Here is a 22,288-nt window from a genome sequence, read left to right on the forward strand (position 1 = left end):
TGGCTTTTGGTTGAAATCCTCCATTTCTGCATACTTCTTAATGGTTCGCGGATCTCTCCCTGTCCTTTTAGCTACACTTGAATATCCGCAGTCTTTATTGTTAACCTCATGTCTGATATAATTAATCTCGGCCACTGCCAACATCTCCTTAAATACCTCCTGCACGTTTTGTACCCAACAGGAAGTGTATGTGTATTTTGGAATGTTGACAAGTGGCCATTTTTAATTTGTGCAGGCCCCTAGGGGCCAGCACAAATTAAATGCCATAACCTACATTTTTATGATGCCATAAACACTCTTGGACAGCAATAAAATAATGTGCCAGTTTCCAAAATGTATAATCCTCTTGAAAACCCACTTATTCCCCCACTTTCTTTTCAAAACATTAATACCTTTTATAACAGCATTTATTTAACTATAGGCAAAAAAGCTATCGTTTGTAAAAGAAAAAGCAATAGAAAAACAGCAAAATAAAAAGACCTCTTACGGTCTTTTTACACCCTACTGCCGCCCTTCCGAAGTTCCCGATGAAAAAACGGAACTCATCATCCGGTCTCGGACACCAGGAAAGCTCATAATTGAGCTGACAACCACCCTGCGAAGTATGGCATTGCCAAAAAGAACATTTATTAACCGATAGCGGTTATGGTAAGCAAAATAACCGCCAAGCCCAATCATAAATATGGACAATAATCGAGACATTCGAAATCCCTCCTCTTCATTTATTTTGAGAAGAGGAAGAAAGTTTTATCCCTGATTGCAGAAGAAGCAAAAAATAACATTTTCCATTAACTCCGCTTCATTAAACAGCTCTAATCTTTTGACTCTGTTTGTCTTCAGGTACAGGAACATTCGCTTTTTGCAGTCTTCCGGCAATCTTCGCAGGTTTCGGCTATAAGCACCACAGAAGGAATTAACATGTAATTTCGTGAATATCGCGCTTTCTGCCAGCGTTAGAACTCATCTGTTTTAACAAGTTTATTCATTAATAACTGGTTCCATCGTTTTCTTAAGCACATTTACTGAGTGAGCAAATTTTTCCTGCTCATCCTCACTTAAATTAAGTTCGACAATTTCGCGGATGCCGGTTCTATTTACGATAGCCGGAACGCCAATATAGACATCATTATGGCCATATTGACCATTCAAATAAGCTGAAACAGTCAGTACGGAATTCTCATTTTGCAGGATTGCTTTTGTAAGCCGAACAAGCCCCATGGCAATTCCATAGTAGGTTGCGCCTTTCCTTTCGATAATCTGATAAGCCGCATCCCTTACATTTAAAAATAACGAGTTCAGATCCTCCTGCCGGTAATTCCCGTTTTTCGCTATCCATTTATCAATGCTCTTTCCAGCAATGTCAGCATGGCTCCAAACAGGCAATTCCGTATCCCCGTGTTCACCAATTATATAGGCATGGACATTTCTTGTATCCACTTTAAAATATTCACCCAGCAAATACCTAAAACGTGCTGTATCCAATATAGTACCTGACCCAATGACCCGTTCTTTAGGAAGGCCAGAGAACTTCCAAACAGCATATGTCAAAATATCCACAGGATTAGTGGCTACCAGAAAGATTCCATCAAATCCATTTTCCATTACTTGATCAACAATACTTTTAAATATTTTTGTGTTTTTTTCAACAAGATCCAGGCGTGTTTCTCCGGGCTTTTGATTTGCACCTGCTGTGATTACAACTAAATCAGCATCTTTGCAGTCAGAATAATCGCCAAACCAAATAGAAGTCGGAGAAGGGGCGAATGGCATTCCATGATTTAAATCCATTGCATCTCCTTCAGATTTCTCTTTATTCAGATCTATCAAAACCAATTCCTCAGTAACACCTTGGTTTAACAGTGCAAATGCATAGCTTGAGCCCACAAAGCCTGTTCCAATTAAAACTACCCTATTTACCCGATTCTTCATCATTACCGCCCCTTTTATCTTAATTGGCCGAAATACTGACATGCTTATCAGCTATTAATCATTTATCCCAGTAATATATATAGAAGCATTCCCAGTGCGGCTGAAACTAAACCCGAAAGGAAATTGACAAAGTCATTGTCGGCAAACCGTTTTCCTTCAGCCAAAGATGTCATTTCTCCGCAATGCTTCAATTTTTCCACCTCTGTCCCGCAAACAATGCATTTGTATTTTGCTTGCAAATAGGCTCCCAATACAGAATCAATCAGATTCCCAGTAAACCCAAGTACAGATATGAAAATTGCTTTTAACAGAGTAATTTTGAATAAAAAAATGGATAAAAATGCAATGGAGGAAGCACCTGCCAGAGCAGCAAATGTGCCTAACAAACTGACTGCCCCGGAGGTTCCTGTTTCAATCGGCTTAAAGGATCGGATTGATATTGGCTGCTTTTTGCTCAATGAACCGATTTCTGATGCCCATGTGTCCGAATTGGCTGATGCTAAACTGATTAAGAAGGCCATCAGCAAAAGCTGGGATGGAAAAGCGAAGTAAAGTATGCTTGCAAGACCGGCTATGCCGCCATTAGCTGCTACCTGCCGCCAGTCCCTTCTGGAACCTTTTTCATGTATATTCTCTACTTCCGCTTTTTGGTTTCTTTTATATTTGGACCAGATACTGGAGCTGGCAAAAAAGAAACCCAATACCAGCAGCCCTTGAAGCCCTAAGCCCAAACCTACCGCATTGCCAATAATAAATGCCGCCAGGCTGCCTGATAAGGATAGTAAATTAAAATAAAAGCCGCCCAACGCAGTAATAAGAACAAAAATGAAAATGAAAGCATACTCAAGCATCGTTCGTTTTCCATACTTGCTTATCAGTTATAATTACATCCACCGGACGGTCATGCTCCTCCACCGGAAGGGTTTCGATCACTTGAAAGGAAAAAGCCAATGAAAGCGTTTTGCCTTTATAGTTCTCCAGAAAACGATCGTAATAGCCCCCTCCGAACCCTAGACGATAGCCATTCTTCAAATAAGCAAGCCCCGGGACAATCATAGTATCAATCTCTTCTCCTGGAACTTCTTTCGTACTTGCTTCAATTGGCTCCCACAATCCATAGTACACTGACTCCAATTCACTGAAACGCTCCAGCTTCCGGAACACCATTTGTTTTGTCTTTGGAATGCATTTAGGGACAGCAACTCTCCTTCCTTCTTCCCAGGCTTTTCGAATGATCTGCCATGTTTCAGGTTCCGGCGGATTTGAAACAGTAATAGCTATCGTCCTTGCATCAAGCCATAGGGGGTTTTGATAAAGCCTGCGGGCTATCTCATATGAGCGCTGTTCATGTTCAGGTTTTTGCAGTTCCTTTAGCTTTGCGAGCATTTCCTTACGAATTTTCTTCTTTTCTGCTTCCATTTTACCTTCCTCCAACAGAAAAATTTATGAACTTTTCCGTACAATTTAGCCAATAAAGGGAAGTATACCCATTAAAAAAACCAACAAAAAAAGCAGTAGGAATCATCCTACCGCTTATTTTGTTTCGCGATGTGTAGTCGAACGCTTATCTCTTGGGCAATATTTTTTAAGCTCAAGACGATCTGGATTATTTCGTTTATTTTTTTTAGAAATATAGTTACGATCTCCACATTCTGTGCAAGCTAACGTAATGTTCACACGCATGTAATTTCCCTCCAAACTATGTTCAAACTAGTTCGTTCATACGACTTTTCTATAATATCATTTTTTAAATCGAAATGCTAGTACGTTTTTTTAAAAGTAACTGGTTATACTGGAGAAGCTCTGACTTACTTTCACCGTTGATGATCCATGTTTCGGCTTCAGCTGTTTCCTTTCCTCCAAAATCAATGGTTAAGGCAAAAATGCTTATTGCATTTCCCTTGGCCATTGGATAGTATTTTAGAATACCTTTATTCCTGCAGTTCCAAATTTGATCACTGTATAAGTTCCAATAAGGCTGAATTGAGCATTCGGTCATTTTCTTGCCGTTCAGTTGGCCATTTACCAAAAATACTTTTGAATCCGCCATATGAAAGATGACATTTTCCGCTGGGGAAATAAAAGAGAAGTGCTCACGGGAAGAGCATTCATGTTTATGCTGTATTAACAGCTTTACTTTACGCGGCCTATCATCATGGTTAGTGATAAAACATTTAAAAAAAGCAATTTTTGAATGTACGTTGTTCGTCTTTACATAAACAGATATTTTTTCTTCCGGAAATAGCTTTTTATATCCATTTTCCATCCAGTAGGTTTTGCCGTCTATCCATAAGCCGGGTATCATTCTCAGCTTTCCTTTGACTGCTTGCTCCATTTCTTCATAAACATCAGATCGAATCCAGTTTAATGTGTTCATCCCCATGCACCTTTTCTAAAGTATTTTGAAATTCTTCAGCATCACAATGGCTAGGCATCATCCAATAAAACTGGCACTTAAAACAGGCTACCTCATACCAGGTCTTCAAGCTTTTGGCTGATCAATGTCTCTTCAAATACTCTTTTGGTTTCTTCAGCTATGCGTCCCCAGCTGAACAGGCTTTCGGCGACCTTTTTTCCATTGGCTCCAATTGTATTGGCCCTATCAGCGTTACCGAGCAAGTAGGAAGCTTGTTCAGCAAAACTGGCGGAATCTCCCGGTATCATAAGGAGCCCGGAATACCCATGTTTCACGATTCCTTTCAAGCCCCCGGTATTGGAGACAATTGCAGGTTTGCCTGATATCATTGCTTCAAGTGCAACAATGCCAAATGGCTCGTAATGGCTTGGGAAAACGGCAAATGCACACTTGTGAAAAAGGGCAGAACGCTGCATATCATCTATAAATCCAGGGAAATGGATGAAATCCTCCAGATTGAGCTCTTTAACTCTCTTCCTGTATGTTTCAAGCATAGGCCCTTTTCCGGCAATGATAAAATAGGCATCCGAAAATTTTTCTTTGATTATGGGTGCAGACTCAATCAAAATATCAAAGCCTTTTTCTTTGACCATACGGCCAATAGAGAAAATCAGTCTGCCGCTCTCCTTAACTGGAAGCCCCGAAAGTAAGTCATCAGGGTTCTTCAATGGAATTTCTTTGTTTATCCCATTAGCTATTACTGCCAGTTTTTCTTCACTAATCTTAAATTGCTGAATTACTTCTTCCTTCATATATTCACTGCAAACAATTACATGATCTGAACCGTTTACCAGCTGCTCTTCTTTTTCATGAATAAACTTTTGAAGTTCTGTATAAATTCCGTTGTTCCTTCCATGTTCAGTGGCATGAATGGTTGTAATCAGCGGCAGCTTAAGGCTCTCCTTCAAAGTCAAACCGCAAGGCCCCACCAGCCAGTCATGGGCATGGACCAGCTCAAAGGAGTGGCAAGATGACAGTTCCCTTGCTTTTTGCTCCATGGCAAGGTTTAGGCCCAAGATCCAGTGCAAAAAGTTATGGTCATTCTCTTTAAGCGGTCGTACACGATGAATGTGAATTCCGTCTATGATTTCATAGGCTGAGAGATGTCCTGGATTCGCTGTTAGCACATGGACTTCATACCCCATTTGGCTTAAGCCGCCTGCAAGCCCATGTACATGCCGGGATAAGCCGCCTACAACATTGGGCGGGTATTCCCATGAAAGGAGAAGAATTTTGGTGTTGCTATTACTCTGCACTTCATTTCTTGGTTCAGCAGTGGTTACTTCGTTCATCATTAATTCCTCTCCTTCACAGTTTCATAGTAAGTGTATGTACTCACATTCTCTGACCACTTTGCAGCATTGTGAATATTTTCTTTAGGCTGGGGTAGATGATCATATTCTCCATCAAAGGCATGCAAAGCTTTTGAACGAAGCAAAGGAAAGAAACAATCCTCTGAAAACTTAAAGCCCAGCTCTATACAATATACTTTTCCAGGTTTAAGGCCCTTGAAGATCCACTCCGTATGGTGTTCAGAAAGAACAATTTCATGATCGCTCTGTGCATTTTCCCCATTAAAGATAACCCCTGTGACGTCATAGATTCTCAATGCCTTTTTCCAAGAAACAATAGGCTTTTTAAAATAATGGGCAACCATATTTTCCTTATATGCAGATACCTTCCATTCCACCTTAACGATTTCATCTGCTATACGATTCAAGGTGATAGTATCTTCCTCGATATGATCAGCCTTTTCACATGTACATTCAACTCTCAACTTGTTTTTCACTGGCTCTTCGCCGGATTGCTTTGCTTTGTTTTGGAGGAGCTTTGTCCATTGGTATTGCACCTTGCCGACCGTTGTATCCAGTTCTCGGGCAATTTTTCGGAAAGAAAGACCTCTCCTGCGCAGCTTAATAATATCCTCTATCATGTCTGCACCTCTTATTTTAATTTTCTTTTTCCTTATTCATTGAATGGAGAACGAATGCATATGATGAAAAGCAGAAATTTATGACTATTATTATAACTTTAATGTTAGCATTGAAACTGTTCAGCTACAATGAACGGAAATTGTCGCTTATTGCGAATGTATTTATATAACAGGTATTTTGGGATGAAAAAATTTTTCATCCGGGCTTTGAAGATCAATTTCGACATGGTGGTGCCTTCAGCAGCGACAAAAAAACTTGAATTTTATAAGATTCTGGAATGATGATCGAAATTTGTCGCCAATAATGATAAAATATTCCTGTTCTAGTGAATATGAGGTGACTATTTTGGAATATATCATGCTTGCATTATTGGTTGTATCTATCGCTTTATTCATACTCTCTCTGTTTTTAAAAGATCCCTACAAAGAAATAAGGGAAGAAATAGATCAAATGTCGATTCAGCAGATTCAGGAACTGCATCAAATCAAGAAGAAGCTAAAGGTCCTGGAAGAAGAGCTTTTAATAGCGGATGATCGCTTCCCAGCATCACTTTCCGTTAGAAGCCCTTCTCAAGCTGCTGAAAAAAGGGAAGTGCATGAAATCATAAAAAACCAAGTGGCTTTGCTCAGCCAGCAAGGGCTATCCATTGACCAAATTGCCAGACAGTCTTCACTTGCCTCCGAAGAAGTTAGAGTCATCCTAACCGAAATGAAGTTTAGAGGAAAAAGCTATAAATAAGAGAAATACACGGTCATTTGCTTTCGGAATGCTTATTTCTGGTGTGAATATGGGAACTTGCCAATCGATATATCAGCCTGCGGATGTGGAATTGGATGAAAAAGCAGCTTTTAAGTCATGAAGGATGTTCAGTATTGTAAACAAGAGGAGTATGCAGCTTTGCAAGAGCAGATCAGCCTGGCCCCCAAGCCTGAAGTCACACAGAAAAAAAGGCGAAGGAAACGGCAGATTCTTCTCCTATCTGCTTAATTCTGAGCGGCATGACACCTGGCGCTTAAAAACAAAAACATTGCTGATGACTATGGTGTGTTTGGAAGTTATCTTGAGGAATATGGCTGCAGCAAGAAAATTCAGTTGGATATGTTTGAGTTAAACAGGAACATGAGCTATCAATACATTATTACAAAAAGCTAAAAGGATTAATCCTTTTAGCTTTTTGTTTAATTATTTAAATCATATTGACGGCCTTTGACAAGGTAGAAAATATGTTCAGAAATATTTGTCACATGGTCTGCGGCGCGTTCCAAGTAGCGGCAGACAAATGATAGCTGCGTTATCTGCGGCAAAAACTCAGGCTTCTGAAGATTGATTTGCAGCAAATCTTTAATGGTTTCACCATATAAATCATCTACTTGATCATCCATATCCGCTACTTTTTTCGCTTTGTTTATATCTTCTTCATTAAAGGCTTCTAAAGACATGCGAAGCATTTCTGTTGATATTCGGTACATTTCCTTAATATGTTCGATTGGTTTGATTAGAGGTTCAGAGCCTATTCGGATTGTAGACTTCGCAATGTTGACCGCGAAGTCCGCAATTCTCTCAATGTCGGTTGCAATTTTAATAGCCACAATGATACGGCGAAGGTCAATTGCCACTGGCTGTTGTTTAGCAATCAGAAGAATCGCTAAATCATTAATTTCCTCGTAAAGGAGATCTGCATGGGAATCGTCATCCATAATTTCTAATGCCAGTTCAATATTTTGAGTTTCAAGTGCTTCAACCGCTTTATGCAATGCCTCTTCAGCAAAATTCCCGATTTCAAGCAGCTTTTTTTGCAGTTCCTGTAAATCGTATTCAAATCTTTCACGTGCTGCCATAATTTTTATCCCCCTTCATCCTATTCAATATATGATTTTATCTTTAATAAGCTGTCCTGTTGGCTTATAGCCCCTGCCACTAGGCAGCCAAAGTCTGCACTGAGCTTTAGCATAGCCTAAACTCTTAACTTTTACTAAACCTTAACCGAACCGGCCAGTAATATAATCTTCAGTCCGCTTATCTGAAGGGGTGGAGAAAATCTTATCTGTATCCGCAAATTCTATGACTTCACCGTTTAAGAAGAAAGCAGTCTTGTCAGAAATACGAGCTGCCTGCTGCATATTGTGAGTAACAATGATGATGCTGAATTCTTCTTTAAGTTCCTGCACAAGCTCTTCTACCTTTAAAGTTGAGATCGGGTCAAGAGCAGATGTTGGCTCATCCATTAAAATAACATCCGGTTCAATTGCCAGGCAGCGTGCAATGCATAGACGCTGCTGCTGCCCGCCAGACAAGCCGTATGCATTCTGATTTAAACGATCTTTAACTTCATCCCAGATAGCTGCTCCTCTTAAACTCTTTTCAACAATCTCATCAAGGATTTTTTTATCTCGGATCCCATGAATCTTTGGGCCGTATGCCACATTATCATAAATCGATTTTGGAAACGGATTTGGCTTCTGGAACACCATTCCTACATTGGTTCTTAGATCCTCTACTTTAAATGATTTATCAAGGATATTGCGCTCGCGGTATAATATCTCTCCAGATATTTTTACAGAAGGCACCAGTTCAACCATACGGTTTAATGTTTTAATATAAGTTGACTTACCGCATCCAGATGGGCCAATGATGGCAGTTACTTCATTTTCATTAATAGCCAAATTAATGTTCTTTAGGGCGTGGCCTTCGCCATACCAAAGGTTAAGATCTTTTGTATTATAAACGACTTTCTTATTTCCCTTATTTCCGGAATTGAGTGGTGCTGCTGACACATTTGGATTTGTTCTTTCTGTTACTACTGGCATCTTATAGACCCTCCCAGACTAATATCTTTGTTGGAACTTATTCCGAATTAAAATGGCAATCGAATTCATCGCAAATAAAACAATTAATAAAATCACAATTGTTGCAGCTGCCAGGTTTGCATATTCTGCTACAAGGGCAGAGTCAATTGTCCAGTAATATATCTGCACCGGCAAAATGGTGAATTTATCAAATATTCCATCTGGAACAGGAATTAGCAATGCCGGAATTCCGATTACGACAAGGGGAGCTGTTTCGCCGATTGCACGAGATAGCGCAAGAATAACTCCTGTAAGAATTCCTGGCAATGACGCAGGAAGTACTACATTTTTAATCGTCTGCCACTTTGTGGCACCCATTCCATAGGAGGCTTCCCTTAAAAACTGCGGCACAGCCCGGATTGCCTCCTGGCTGGCTACTACGACGACCGGAAGAACCAGCAGCGCCATCGTCAAGCCTCCGGCAAGTACTACAGATCCTAAATCCAATGCCCTTGCAAAAACAGTCAGACCAAGGATTCCAAACACAACTGAAGGAACACCTGCGAGGTTCGAAATATTTGTTTTAATGAATGAGGATATACGGCCTTTAGTCGCATATTCCTCAAGGTAAATGGCAGTGCCTACTCCTAAAATCATCGTTACAGGAGCAACAACTAACATTAGCCATAAGGTTCCCAGTATAGCACCCCAAATCCCGGCTCTTTCAGGATCTGTTGATAGCCTATTTGTTAAAAAATCCATGTTAATCCAGCCCAATCCATCTGCAAGGACTCGATAAATCAAAACAACTAAAACCACAAGACCAAACAATGTCGCCAAAAAGAAAAGCGTTTTTGCAAGATTATTGGCAAGCAGGCGGCCGCCCATTTTTTTGTGAACTTGAGTAGAGTCTACATATTTCATATTAATATTCCTCCCTGAACTTGCGAGAGATATACTGAGCTATTAGGTTCATGATTAAAGTAAACACAAACAAAGTCATGGCCACCGCATAAAGGCTGTAGTACAACGTTGTGCCTGCCGCCGCTTCACCGCCTGTTACTTCTACTATATAGGCAGTCATAGTCTGCATGGATTGTGTCACGTCAAATGTAAAGTTTTTTGAACTTCCGCTTGCAATAGTTACAATCATAGTTTCCCCAATTGCCCTTGAAATTCCGAGCACAAATGAAGCTATGATACCTGAAATGGCTGCTGGAACTACTACCTTCCAGGTAACTTCCAGTTTTGTTGCCCCTAATGCCAGGGCACCTTCCCTCATAGCATTTGGCACTGAGCTCATAGCATCTTCAGATAATGAAGCTACCATCGGGATAATCATAATTCCCATTACGATCCCCGGGCTAAGAATATTAGTTGGTTCAAGGCCAGGAATTATCGACCTGAGTATAGGTGTTACAAATGTAAATGCAAAAAATCCATATACAATAGTAGGAATCCCAGCCAGGATCTCGAGCATAGGCTTTAAAATCTTTCTTACTTTTTCCGAAGCATATTCACTTAGGAAAATAGCAGTCATTAATCCAATTGGAATAGCTACCAGCATGGCAATTGCCGATGAAATAATGGTTCCTGTCAGCAGGGGCAGCACACCAAACACGGCATTTTCTCCCAATGGCTTTAATTTTGTGCCAGTAAAGAAATCTATAAAAGGAACGTCTTTAAAAAAGGCGATTGTTTCCGTTAGTAAAGTAAGTACAATTCCAATAGTCGTGAAAACAGAGATTGCTGCTATCCCAAACAAAATTTTGGGTATTAATTTTTCCGTAATATTATTAACACTTCGAGTTTTTTTCTTTTCCTGTATGATTTCGCGTACATTCAACTTTTTGGAATGCTCATGAACAGCGCTTTTAGCCAAGTGTAAAACCCCTTTCGTTTCAAGCCAAGGAGACCCCGTTATCTATCACCAAGGGAAGAACCCCATATACGCAATACAAGAAGATGAGAAGGCTTTACTTCTCATCTTCTGTATGGCCAATACTTTTAAACACTTACTTTAAACCGTTTAAAGCATCTAGAGTAGCTTGGACGTCTTCATCAGATAATGGAGCAAAACCAGTTTCTGCTGCAACATCCTGGGCATTTTCCATTGTATAAATGGCATAATCTAATACTTGCGGCTTTTCTTTAGCCATATTTGTATTCAAGTATGTGAATACTGGACGTGTAAATGGAGCATAGTCGCCGTCTTCTTTAATTGTGTCTAAAGAAGGTTCAACCGGCCCATTTCCAAAATCAACTTTTACAGCAGATAGCTTATCTTTGTTGCTGTCATAGTATCCATAGCCAAAGAATCCAATTGCATTTTTATCTTTAGAGACAAGGTCAACTAGAGTAGAATAGTCCTGCTGAAGGTTAATGTTTTCAGGCAGATCTTGTTCTTCCAGAATATTTTCAAACATAAATTCGTATGTTCCGTGGTTTTCATTCGGGCCATAGGTTTGGATTTCTTCATCCGGGAAGTCAGGGCGAACATCTGACCATTTTTTCTTGCCTTTGCTTGCCAGGAAGATATCAATAACTTCTTGCTGTGTAAGCTCTGTAGCCCAGTCGTTTTCTTTGTTAATAACAATTGTTATACCGTCTAAAGCAACCTTCATTTCTTGTACATCAATTCCAAGTTCTTCTGCTTGTGCTTTTTCTTCATCTTTAATTTGGCGGGAAGCATCATTAAAGTCTGTTCCGTCTTCTGCAAGGAACTTTTTGAATCCAGCTGAAGTTCCTGAACGGCTAACTTCTACAGAAACATTTTCTTGCTCACCCATATAATTTTCAGCCATTTGTGCCATAAATGGATAAACTGTACCAGAGCCGTCAATTACTACACTTCCTTCAAGCTCCTCAGCATTTTCTCCATTTGCATTTTCATTATCTCCTCCGCCGCAAGCTGCAGTAAATACCATCACAGCTGCCAGCATCAAAAACAGGCTCATTTTTTTAAGACGTTTCATTCCTGAATTCCCCCTAAGAAAATTGGTTGTTTTGTCCTACGAGTTATAGAATAAGGGTTAACTGTTAACGCGGTTTTAACCCATTGTAAAGCTTTTGTAAATGTCGCAGATTTTTGTGTAAATATGTCGAAAAATAGGAATAACGTTAAATTTAGCTTTCCAATATTGCCGATATCGATGCATCTAATTTTTGTCAGAAAAAAACTGCCTCCCGTATTAACGGGAGACAGTTCTCACAAGCTTATTCATTTTCTTCTGTAATCTCTTCCTGTCCTTCAATCACTTCATTTATATTCTCTACTTTTTGAACAGGACCCTCGCTATCTTTTCCTTCTTGCTGGCGATTTTTTTTGAGGTCAAAGTATGCATCTAAAACTCGTTCACCAATTTTCTTATTTGCTCCGTGATCCCGGCCGCCTTGATATGCCCATGGGACCAGAACAGCCATAGCTATCTCCGGATTTTCAGATGGTGCATAGCCTACAAGGCTAAGGTTCATAACTTCAGGAGGCTCTTTCCCAAATTTGCTTCTTTCAGGGCCATCATAAAAGGCCTCTGCAGTTCCAGTCTTCCCAGCTGGCTTATACTCTTTTCCGCCGAAATAAGTATAGGCTGTTCCGCCTTTTTCCTGCATAACTCTGCGGAAACCCTCCTGGACACGGTCCATCCATCCTTCTTTTAGCTCAACTCTATTAAGAACTTTCGGTTCCATCTCCTCAACAATAGGCCCCAGTTCGTTATTTTCCATTAATGGTTCACGGATTTCCTTTACTATATGGGGCTCCATTCTATTCCCGCCATTCGCAATGACAGAAACATATTGTGCAAGCTGCATATTGGAATACGTGTCATATTGCCCAATCGCAAGGTCAAGCATAAAACCAGGCATAGTACTCATTCCCTTAAAGCCTGTTTGTTCATTCGGCAAATCGATTCCTGTGCGGACACCAAGCCCAAATTGCGCAAAGGAATCCCTTATCGTATCAAAGCCTTTTGGATCCAGCGGAAGAGGACGGTCAAATTTATACTCTCCGTTTCCAATCCTGATGGCTGTTTCAAACATATAAACGTTGGAAGAATATTTTAAAGCATTTATGTCATTTAAAGGTCCAAAGTTTTTCCAGGATTTCTTTACAGGTGTGTTTTTAATTTGAAGGGGACGGTCATAAATGACAGTATTGGGCTGTATGACACCTTCCTTAAATCCTGTAAGAATGGTTGCCCCTTTTACGGCAGAACCAACATTATAAGTAGTTGTAATATTCCCGAGTGCATCATCCTGCATTTCGGATTTTCCTGTCTTTTCATCTTTCACGATCCTTTTACCGGCCATAGACAGGATTTCACCGGTATGAGGATCCATTAGGACAACATATGCCCGATCAAGGAGTGCAGTGCCTGGTGACGCTTTTGCAGCTCTTAATTCCTCCTCAATAATTTTCTCAACTTCTTTCTGAAGATCCATATCAATGCTCAGAACAAGGTCTTTGCCTCTTTGCCCATCGGTAATCGGCACAGTTTCCAGGACATTTCCAGCTTTATCTGTAATATTTTTCACCTTTGCTTTCTGCCCGTGAAGCACTTCCTCATATTGCATCTCAATATAACTTTTCCCTACCCGGTCATTGCGGCTATAGTCCCTTGCCAAGTAGTATTCAAGCTGTTCAGCCGGTATCCCTTCGTCAGAGCTTGTCACTTTTCCCAGGACTGATTTTAAAGTATTTCCAAAGGCATAATACCTTTCCCAGTCTGTTGTCGTATCCACACCAGGAAGCAGCTGAAGATTTTCGCTGACTACTGCAAACTCTTCAGGACTTACGTCTTTATTTTTTACAATTTGCGGCGTTAATGCGTATCCGCTTGTAAACTCCCTGTAAATGGCAAGAACTTCAAGGTCGGACTCGTCCAGTTGATTCAGTTCTTCTTCTGTAATCCGATCCAATGTAAGCTGGTAAATTTCCTTATCCAGCTCCTTCTGATCGCCTTCAAATTTTTTTTCCAGCTCTTCAATTTCTTTTTCTGAAACTTTCTTTTCGGCTTCTTCCGGATTCTTCATAATCCAATAATCTTTTTTGTCCCGTTCCTGGACTTTACCCGTATCTTTTTCGATCAGCTGAGCAAGCCTTTCTGCTACCTCAAGCATTTCATCCTGTTTATATCCGTTATTAGTAAAGGTAATAGCGTTTTGGGGGGTATTATCAACAATTACTTTTCCGTTGCGGTCAAACATCTTCCCTCTTGGCACAGGGCTATTGACTGTTACATCCTCCGTTCTCTCAATTTCACGCTTATAATCATCACCATAAACAATCTGAACCATCCCCAGCCTCAGAATCAGCATTGAGAACAATAAAAATACAACAAAGAAGAGCATATTCAGACGAAAAGGAACATGAGTCTTCTTTTTTTTCTTCCTATTCAAGGCTTCGCACACTTCCTTTAAAAAAGTCTCTTTTATCATTCTAAAAGAAATCGGCAATTAATTCTATAAATAACCTTTTTTTTGCAGAAATAAAATACTGGAAGTTATATCCTGGATGTATTTTCAAAAAAAAGAGAGGGCAGTCCCCTCTCATGTCGATTGAAAATGTACTCTTCGAACAAAAAAGTAAATAACTGCATGCCCTGCCCCAATAATTACAAGCAATATGGGAATGCTCTTCTGATCATTGAAAAACGTGACAGCAGCTAAAAAGCCCAGGATGGAAACAATTCGGCCGGAGTTTAAGAAGATTTCTCTCACAACGATATACTCTATCCTCATCTCGGCTGCTTTCCACCCGCGGCCAATGACATCGTAGGTTAAAGAGATATAAGGAACCAGCAATAAGGGGTATGCGATTGCAATAGTGGCAGCATACATAAGCAGCTTAGGATAGGTAACTTCAAAAATAATGAAGAAAATGGCTGCATATAATAACAAACCGCCTATCAATATCGCTCTTTTCCGATACTCCTTTTTCAGAAGCCTCGATACAAGGAAATATCCCATAAAAGATATCCCCGAGTTTACAAGCCCGTATGTGCCAAGTGCCAATTCACTTCCTGTCGAAATAAAAACATACACAGAAATGACAAAGACAAATGTTCCTTCTCTAAGCCCCTGAAAGAAATGAGCGTTTGTGATCAATCGCCAATTCAGATTGTTTTTGCGTTCTGCAAGGATTCTCTTGAACCAGTATTTCCCATTGGCAGGCCGCCGCTTAAGAAAAAAACTTAAAAAAACTGCTATAGAAAAGAGGGTTAGGGAGATACCAAAAATAACGGAATAGCCTGTAAACTTTTCCATCCTTGAAATAATGAAACCCGCTGCAATCGGACCGATCATCCCCCCAACGGATGTTAGGATACCAAGGAAACCATTGAAGAAATCCCGATTTTCAGGCTCAGTTATTTCAAAAGTAAGCACATTGAACGCCAGCCAGTAAAAGCCATATCCCACACCTAACAAGGCCCCAAGCAGCAAAAGAAATTTTGAAGCATTTGTTCCTATAAAAAGCACGGTTAGGTAGAAGGATGCCAAAAAGATAACTCCAATTCTTAATACAATGACTCTGTCAATTTTTTTAGCCCATCTTCCTGCCAATATAAATGTTAATGGCTGCATAACAACAATTGATAAATTGTAAAGCGCAAGATCACTGAACTCCCCAGACTGCTTCCAAAGATAAATATTTACAAATGTGTTTGAAAGGGCAGCACTTAAGGAATAAAGCCCCCCAATAATAAGAAGCAATGTTAAATCCCTTGTTAAGTCTACATCTCCGATCAGTTTTTTAAATCTGCTCATAAAAAAAAACTCCCCTTTGGTTCTAAGGGTAGTTTCCTACAAAGTCAGTGTGCTTATGCAATGATTGAGAGATGGAAACAAGAAAAGCGAAAGCGCCTTGCCACGTGAACGCAGACAAAGAACGCTGAATCCTGCGGAAGAGTCTGTGACCTGATGTCGAAGTTCATTGTTATTCTTTTTAAATTTAAGCTCTATTAAATTTGCCTGTTGATTTAACTAAGTCCGCCTTCAAAAAGCAACAAACTTTACGAATAGAGCCGAAACAAAAGACACAGCAGATGTCCCTGCTGTGTCTTTTTAGAATTATTTCGCTGCGCTGTAGCGCTTAGAAACCTCATCCCAGTTTACAACATTCCAGAAAGAATTGATGTACTCAGGACGGCGGTTTTGATATTTCAAGTAGTAAGCATGCTCCCAAACATCCAGGCCAAGGATAGGAGTCTTGCCTTCCATTAGCGGTGAATCCTGGTTAGGTGTGCTAGTTACTTCTAATTCTCCATTATTGACTACAAGCCAAGCCCAGCCTGAACCAAAACGTGTTGTTGCTGCTTTTGCGAATTCTTCTTTGAAGCTGTCATAGCTTCCAAATTTGCTGTTAATAGCGTCAGCTAATTCGCCTGTAGGCTCTCCGCCTCCATTTGGAGAAATAACCTGCCAGAATAATGAGTGGTTAGCATGGCCGCCGCCGTTATTGCGTACAGCTGTGCGGACAGATTCAGGAACCGCATCAATATTCGATACTACTTCCTCAACAGTTTTAGAAAGAAGCTCTTGGTTTCCCTCCAAAGCATTGTTAAGGTTAGTAACATACGTATTGTGATGCTTTGTATGGTGGATATTCATCGTTTCTTTGTCGATGTTTGGCTCCAGTGCATCATAAGCGTAAGGTAATTGCGGTAGTTCAAATGCCATAATTAAATTCCTCCCTATGTACCTGTTTAGTTAGCCCCCGAAACATCCAATCGTTTATAAAATTCTGATTTTAGAATGTTTCTAAGGTCTTTAGCTTAAGAATACCAAAGTTGGATTTTTGTTTCAAACAAAAAGCATTTTACATATTTACAATTGCCAATTTATTTTTTATTATTCCAAGGTTTTCATTTATGGAGCCTTCTGTTAGTCCTTCTGGCTGATATCCACGCCCTATAGCTTTTCCCTTAAAGAGATTTAAAGGACCATAACCAGGAAATAAATAATCATAAAACCTTGAATGACCGCTTTAGCAGCTGCACTGCTGACAAACCCAATTACGGAACCAAATCCAATTTTGATTGCATCATTGAGATTCTTTTTATTTACTGCAAGTTCAGCAAGGATCGCTCCCAGGAATGGCCCTGCTAATATTCCGATGACAGGTATCACAAAGGGACCTATCAATAGGCCGATTGTGCTCCCCCAAACACCCGCTTTGGAACCTCCATATTTTTTTACTCCAATCATATTTGCTATATAATCCGCTCCAAAAAGAAGCAATACAAAAAGGCCCTGGATACTCCAAAATAGCCAATTGAAAGGCTCGAATGAAAAGAGAACTCCATAAAGAATAAATCCGCCCAATAAAAACAAGACACTCGGAATAATCGGGAAGACCAGCCCTGCAAAGGCAATGACAAATAAAACAATAATTAATGCCCAAAAAATGATATCCATGATCAGCATCCTTTTTTATTAAAATAAAAAAGCAAGGGATTTCCCCTTGCTTATTTTACCACTTATTCTTCTCCTAAAACAGCTTCTGCAATATTCACCGCATGGTCGCCGATACGCTCAAGGTTGCTGACAATGTCCACATAGACAATGCCGGCTTGTCCGGAGCATAGACCTTCATTTAATCGCAAAATATGCTGTTTGCGAAGTTTTCTTTCCATTTTATCTATCTCTTCTTCCTTCTCTACAACATGCTTTGCTGCCTCTTTATCATTATGGTCAAGAGCCTCAAGAGCCTCTTTTACAGTAGAGATTGTAAGATTAAACATGACATCCAGGTCATCCATTGCTGTATCGGTCATCTTAACCTTATTTGCCTGCTGATATTCGGCAAGCTCAATGATATTCTCAAAGTGGTCACCGATTCGTTCAATATCTCTGACAGTATCCATCAGGATTGTATGTTCCTCTGATTCTTGGACTGAAAGTGAACTTGTTGATAGCTTAACCAAATAATCTGTAATTTTTCGGTCTAAATTATTTATGGCATCTTCAAGCTGATAAGCTGTCTCAGAATGCTTTTGCTGCTTGGTTTTTAAGAATTTATTCGTTTCCTCAAGGCCCCGGACAGCAAATTGGCCCATACGCAACACTTCTTCTTTCGACTGCCCAAGAGCGATGGAAGGTGACTGTTCAATAAAAACAGGATCCAAGTGCTTGGATTTATATTCAATAACTGAATCTTCCCCAGGTATTAGCTTCGTCACAATCAGAGCAAGAATACCAATAAACGGAAGCTGAATCAAGGTATTCGTGGTATTAAATATTCCGTGTGCGAATGCAATTGTCATTTCATGGTTAAGGTCCAGATTCACTGCCAACGTTTGAATTAACGATGTAAAAGGTTTTAACAGCAATAAAAATACCGTTGTTCCTATTAGGTTAAAAAGCACATGAGTAGCAGCTGCTCTTCTTGCTGCAACAGATGCCCCTATGGCTGCCAGGACAGCTGTAATCGTTGTTCCAATATTGTCGCCAAATAGGATAGGCAAGGCCGCATTAAGATTTACTAGTTCTTCAGCGTATAGACCTTGCAGGATACCGATTGTAGCACTTGAGCTTTGTACGATAACCGTGAAGACAGTACCAATGATAACTCCAAGAACAGGATTTGAACTCATACTTACAGTAAGATCATGGAAGGCTTCTAAACTGCGCAGTGGTTTCATACCGCCGCTCATAAGTTCTAATCCATAAAACAATGCCCCGAATCCAAAGACAATTTGTCCAAAATTATGGACCTTTTTACTCTTAAAGAAGAATAATAAAATGGAGCCTACCGCAATAATTGGCAATGCATATTCACCAATATCAATTCCAATGATGAACGCTGTAACTGTTGTCCCGATATTGGCACCCATTATTACACCTATTGCCTGGCGGAGTGTCATAAAGCCGGCACTAACCAAACCTACTGTAATAACAGTAGTACCACTGCTCGTCTGAAGCAATACTGTTACAACAATTCCTGCTAACACCCCCATAAGCGGATTCGTTGTAAACCGATCAAGAATATCTCTTAGCTTGTCACCAGCTGATTTTTGAAGTCCATCCCCCATGAACTTGATTCCATATAAGAAAATACCAAGTCCTCCGAGAAACTCAAAAAGCATTTGTTGAACGTTTAGTTCCACAATTTTTCAACCCCTATAATTGATTATTCGACATGATTCATCAAACCCCATACAATTATTAATGAAAGTTGAACAAAAAGTAAAGATGTAATTAATGAAATTTACAATAGCTTAACATTTCTATTTAATATTACAATTATGTTACAAAAACCTAAGAACTCTTGTTTATTCTAAATAAGTTAAGTTACTTGTAGTGGCTTCATTATGTGGCTAAACTAATAGGGTGAATCTTAATAAGGGTGTGTACAAATATGAATATTTTTCTTCAATTTTATAAAAGTTTATATTCTCCAAAAGACATCGCTTTATTCCGTCTTCAAGGGATTGGAAAAACACTGTTGTATGTTTTCTTTCTTACCCTGTTATCCGTTATTCCAACCGTGTTTTATTCCGGATCAGCCATTGTAAAAAGCTTAGATGCAATAGATGAAACAATTGAAAGCGAATTGCCCGATTTCGAAATTTCTGAAGGGCAGCTTCGCACTGATCAAAAAGTGCCCGTCACTCTAGATAAAAATGGCTTTGCAATAATTATTGACTCTACAGGCACTGTAAAGCCTTCTTCCTTATCCAACAGCGATAATACAATCGCGCTTTTGAAGAATGAAGTTTACATTATTGCAGCAGGGCAGGAACAATCCTATTCCTATTCAATGTTAACCAATGGGACTATATCAAATGAAGACTTATCAGGCTACTTGGCTTCTGCCGAATCCCTTGTCCCGATAATTATTCCCCTGCTTGGGACTGTCATTTATATTTTTACAGCAGGGATGAAGTTTATTGAGATATCGATACTTGCTCTTGTAGGGCTTCTTATAAAAAATGCACTCGGTAAAAAACTGGAGTACCGGCACTTATGGAGGATGTCTGCCTATAGCATCACTTTGCCGACTGTATTCTTTGCTATAATGGCCGCGTTGCAGACAGCAGTTCCAAACGGTGCGTTCATCAATTGGTTTGTCTCACTTATCATCCTTCTTCTTGCGATCAAAGAATTGCCTTCCCATTCCCAAAAACATTAAAACGCGCTGATGGCGCGTTTTTTAGTTTATCCTGCGGAAAACTTCAAAATTGGCGTTATAGACTTCTCCCCAATCCGTTAATAAAGCTATTGTGTCTAACCAATAATAAAAAAAGCATTGTTTATGGTCTATACAGAATGGGACAAGCATACATATTGGATAAACACGCTAGTTGCAGGGGAGTTGTCCAATATGAGACGCATTGCGGGAATACTGCTTTCAGTGCTTGTAATATATGTTATATATTACGATTTAAATCATGGGACACTGCGCGCCGGAACTGAACAAGTTTTAGAAGCCAGTACGAAGCCTGAGGAAATGGGGCTGCCCTACTTTGAAAAAAAGGTCAGTCCTGGAGAAACAGTCCTTTCAATTGTAGAAATGAACCTCGACGGTCCCATCCCTGTTAGCATAGAAGATGTTGTATCAGATTTTTCTGTACTAAATAAAGGTACGAAGCCCCAAGAGATCAAATCAGGGCAAACCTACAAGTTTCCGGAATATAATCAGAACAACTAATCATCATTCTTGTCAATTGAAGCGGTTCATTGATACAATAAAGTGAATCTTCTTTAACAGCTATCAAAGTTGACAGCTATTATATGAATAGATAAAAAGGAGCGAATCTCCATTGAGTGAAATGATACATCGTACAAAAACAAGGCCTGTCAAAGTGGGGCCTTTAACAATTGGCGGCAGCAACGAGCTGTTCATCCAAAGTATGACCACAACTAAAACTCATGACGTAGAAGCTACAGTAGCTGAAATTAAAAGACTTGAGGAAGCCGGCTGCCAAATCGTCCGTGTAGCCTGCCCTGATGAAAGAGCTGCCAATGCTATTGCAGATATTAAAAGGCAAATCAATATACCGCTTGTAGTCGATATTCACTTCGACTATAAACTTGCCCTAAAGGCAATTGAAGGCGGTGCAGACAAAATTAGGATTAACCCCGGCAATATTGGCAAACGCGAGAAAGTAGAAGCGGTTGTCAAGGCTGCCAAGGAAAAAGGGATACCTATCCGGATTGGAGTAAATGCTGGTTCCCTTGAAAAACGAATCCTTGAAAAATATGGCTATCCAACTGCAGATGGAATGGTCGAAAGTGCCCTTCACCATATTAAAATCCTGGAAGATCTTGACTTTCATGACATAATCGTATCCATGAAGGCCTCTGATGTTAATCTGGCAATTGAAGCTTACGAAAAAGCAGCAAAAGCCTTTGACTACCCGCTGCATTTGGGAATTACTGAATCTGGCACGCTTTTTGCCGGCACCGTCAAAAGTGCTGCAGGGCTTGGCGCTATCCTAAGTAAAGGGATTGGGAATACGCTTCGGATTTCCTTAAGTGCTGATCCGGTTGAAGAAGTAAAGGTAGCTCGGGAGCTATTAAAGGTTTTTGGTCTATCTTCGAATGCAGCCACATTGATTTCCTGCCCGACTTGCGGAAGGATTGAGATTGATTTAATCAGCATTGCAAATGAAGTGGAAGAATATATCCAAAAGATTAAAGCACCGATTAAGGTGGCAGTACTGGGATGTGCTGTAAATGGTCCAGGGGAAGCCCGGGAGGCCGATATCGGTATTGCCGGTGCCCGAGGTGAAGGCCTGCTGTTCCGTAAAGGCCAGATTGTTAGAAAGGTTCCTGAAGCAACAATGGTCGAAGAACTTAAGATCGAAATAGATAAAATTGCTGAAGAATATTTTGCAAATCAAGAAAAAGAAAAAGCAGAAAGCATGCAATCATAAAAGAAAGCCTGGCTAAAAGCCAGGCTTTCAGCTTGTTGAGAAAGGGGTATTTTTTCTCAACAAAGTTTTTCTTAAAAAGAAATATACCAAAGGAAGATTAGCTTTTCTGGTTTAAAAAANGATCGCCATGCACCTATCCTAGCTTTGCCAGGTGCATGGCGATCTTTTTCATATTCTGGCAAGCTGCGGTGAGAAGCACCTGCTCGCTTGCATTGTGTAGTCCCCGTAACCGGCAATAGCGAAGCCCATGCAGCTCTTTTGAGTCTGCGAAGCTTCGCTCCACTTTTTCTTTTCTGAATTTATATAGTATCTTTCCAGATTTGGAAAGCCGGTTTTGTCTGACCT

General features: G+C 40.1%; 23 protein-coding genes. 4 read left to right on the forward strand and 19 right to left on the reverse strand.

Going from position 1 to position 22,288, the window contains the following annotated elements; genetic code table 11:
• Positions 1-501: 501 nt before the first annotated feature.
• The 8 genes from L634_RS0123105 to L634_RS31595 all read right to left on the reverse strand — a co-directional run bounded on the left by L634_RS0123105 (position 502) and on the right by L634_RS31595 (position 6,278).
• On the reverse strand, positions 502-702 hold the full coding sequence (locus L634_RS0123105) for a hypothetical protein (RefSeq protein WP_026584496.1): 201 nt from the start codon (positions 700-702) through the stop codon (positions 502-504).
• Positions 703-978: 276 nt separating this feature from the next.
• The gene (locus L634_RS0123110) at positions 979-1,929 is read right to left on the reverse strand and encodes an L-lactate dehydrogenase (protein WP_026584497.1); all 951 of its coding nucleotides are present in this window, start codon (positions 1,927-1,929) and stop codon (positions 979-981) included.
• 62 nt (positions 1,930-1,991) lie between these two features.
• A complete protein-coding gene (locus L634_RS0123115; protein ID WP_026584498.1) occupies positions 1,992-2,780 on the reverse strand; it encodes a DUF92 domain-containing protein in 789 nt (262 codons plus the stop codon).
• Positions 2,773-3,348, reverse strand: a complete 576-nt coding sequence (locus L634_RS0123120; RefSeq protein WP_026584499.1) for a 5-formyltetrahydrofolate cyclo-ligase — start codon at positions 3,346-3,348, stop codon at positions 2,773-2,775. Before L634_RS0123120 ends, L634_RS0123115 begins: the two co-directional genes overlap by 8 nt.
• 114 nt (positions 3,349-3,462) lie before the next feature.
• Complete coding sequence (rpmG, locus tag L634_RS32965) at positions 3,463-3,612, reverse strand: 50S ribosomal protein L33 (protein ID WP_009332954.1); 150 nt, start codon at positions 3,610-3,612, stop codon at positions 3,463-3,465.
• 64 nt (positions 3,613-3,676) lie between these two features.
• Positions 3,677-4,306 (reverse strand): hypothetical protein, encoded by a 630-nt coding sequence (locus L634_RS0123125; RefSeq protein WP_026584500.1) that lies wholly within the window; start codon positions 4,304-4,306, stop codon positions 3,677-3,679.
• Positions 4,307-4,398: 92 nt separating this feature from the next.
• The gene (locus tag L634_RS0123130; RefSeq protein ID WP_232233825.1) at positions 4,399-5,640 is read right to left on the reverse strand and encodes a glycosyltransferase family 4 protein; all 1,242 of its coding nucleotides are present in this window, start codon (positions 5,638-5,640) and stop codon (positions 4,399-4,401) included.
• Positions 5,640-6,278, reverse strand: a complete 639-nt coding sequence (locus L634_RS31595) for a DUF4912 domain-containing protein (RefSeq protein WP_232233826.1) — start codon at positions 6,276-6,278, stop codon at positions 5,640-5,642. Before L634_RS31595 ends, L634_RS0123130 begins: the two co-directional genes overlap by 1 nt.
• 346 nt (positions 6,279-6,624) lie before the next feature.
• On the opposite strand from L634_RS31595, the gene L634_RS31600 reads away from it, so the two are divergent.
• On the forward strand, positions 6,625-7,017 hold the full coding sequence (locus tag L634_RS31600; protein WP_051428396.1) for a hypothetical protein: 393 nt from the start codon (positions 6,625-6,627) through the stop codon (positions 7,015-7,017).
• 440 nt (positions 7,018-7,457) lie between these two features.
• On the opposite strand, the gene phoU is transcribed toward L634_RS31600, so the two are convergent.
• From phoU to L634_RS0123205, 10 genes are all read right to left on the reverse strand, one after another.
• A complete protein-coding gene (gene phoU / locus L634_RS0123155) occupies positions 7,458-8,117 on the reverse strand; it encodes a phosphate signaling complex protein PhoU (RefSeq protein ID WP_026584503.1) in 660 nt (219 codons plus the stop codon).
• A 141-nt stretch (positions 8,118-8,258) separates the two neighbouring features.
• Complete coding sequence (pstB, locus tag L634_RS0123165; RefSeq protein ID WP_026584504.1) at positions 8,259-9,086, reverse strand: phosphate ABC transporter ATP-binding protein PstB; 828 nt, start codon at positions 9,084-9,086, stop codon at positions 8,259-8,261.
• An 18-nt stretch (positions 9,087-9,104) separates the two neighbouring features.
• Positions 9,105-9,989, reverse strand: coding sequence for a phosphate ABC transporter permease PstA (gene pstA, locus L634_RS0123170; protein WP_026584505.1), 885 nt, complete (start codon positions 9,987-9,989; stop codon positions 9,105-9,107).
• 1 nt (position 9,990) lies between these two features.
• On the reverse strand, positions 9,991-10,947 hold the full coding sequence (gene pstC, locus L634_RS0123175; protein ID WP_026584506.1) for a phosphate ABC transporter permease subunit PstC: 957 nt from the start codon (positions 10,945-10,947) through the stop codon (positions 9,991-9,993).
• 133 nt (positions 10,948-11,080) lie between these two features.
• Complete coding sequence (locus L634_RS0123180; RefSeq protein ID WP_026584507.1) at positions 11,081-12,040, reverse strand: PstS family phosphate ABC transporter substrate-binding protein; 960 nt, start codon at positions 12,038-12,040, stop codon at positions 11,081-11,083.
• A 241-nt stretch (positions 12,041-12,281) separates the two neighbouring features.
• A complete protein-coding gene (locus tag L634_RS0123185) occupies positions 12,282-14,462 on the reverse strand; it encodes a peptidoglycan D,D-transpeptidase FtsI family protein (protein WP_026584508.1) in 2,181 nt (726 codons plus the stop codon).
• A 150-nt stretch (positions 14,463-14,612) separates the two neighbouring features.
• The gene (locus tag L634_RS0123190; protein ID WP_026584509.1) at positions 14,613-15,830 is read right to left on the reverse strand and encodes an MFS transporter; all 1,218 of its coding nucleotides are present in this window, start codon (positions 15,828-15,830) and stop codon (positions 14,613-14,615) included.
• A gap of 303 nt (positions 15,831-16,133) precedes the next feature.
• The gene (locus L634_RS0123195; RefSeq protein ID WP_026584510.1) at positions 16,134-16,742 is read right to left on the reverse strand and encodes a superoxide dismutase; all 609 of its coding nucleotides are present in this window, start codon (positions 16,740-16,742) and stop codon (positions 16,134-16,136) included.
• Between the two features lie 255 nt (positions 16,743-16,997).
• A complete protein-coding gene (locus L634_RS0123200; protein WP_026584511.1) occupies positions 16,998-17,480 on the reverse strand; it encodes a DUF456 domain-containing protein in 483 nt (160 codons plus the stop codon).
• A gap of 62 nt (positions 17,481-17,542) precedes the next feature.
• On the reverse strand, positions 17,543-19,150 hold the full coding sequence (locus L634_RS0123205; RefSeq protein WP_442852718.1) for a Na/Pi cotransporter family protein: 1,608 nt from the start codon (positions 19,148-19,150) through the stop codon (positions 17,543-17,545).
• 272 nt (positions 19,151-19,422) lie between these two features.
• On the opposite strand from L634_RS0123205, the gene L634_RS0123210 reads away from it, so the two are divergent.
• The 3 genes from L634_RS0123210 (at position 19,423) to ispG (ending at position 21,943) form a co-directional block, all read left to right on the forward strand.
• Positions 19,423-20,196: a DUF1189 domain-containing protein gene (locus L634_RS0123210; RefSeq protein ID WP_026584513.1), complete on the forward strand. Its 774-nt coding sequence runs from the start codon at positions 19,423-19,425 to the stop codon at positions 20,194-20,196.
• Between the two features lie 192 nt (positions 20,197-20,388).
• Positions 20,389-20,715, forward strand: coding sequence for a hypothetical protein (locus L634_RS0123215; protein WP_026584514.1), 327 nt, complete (start codon positions 20,389-20,391; stop codon positions 20,713-20,715).
• A gap of 121 nt (positions 20,716-20,836) precedes the next feature.
• Complete coding sequence (gene ispG, locus L634_RS0123220; RefSeq protein WP_157452447.1) at positions 20,837-21,943, forward strand: flavodoxin-dependent (E)-4-hydroxy-3-methylbut-2-enyl-diphosphate synthase; 1,107 nt, start codon at positions 20,837-20,839, stop codon at positions 21,941-21,943.
• 133 nt (positions 21,944-22,076) lie between these two features.
• Here the strand turns inward: ispG and L634_RS0123225 are convergent.
• Positions 22,077-22,288 (reverse strand): transposase (locus L634_RS0123225; RefSeq protein WP_026584189.1); only part of this gene is annotated, 212 nt, incomplete at its 5' end.

Origin of the sequence: Bacillus sp. J33, from assembly GCF_000518885.1 — a bacterium.
In the GTDB taxonomy this organism is placed as follows: domain Bacteria; phylum Bacillota; class Bacilli; order Bacillales; family Cytobacillaceae; genus Cytobacillus.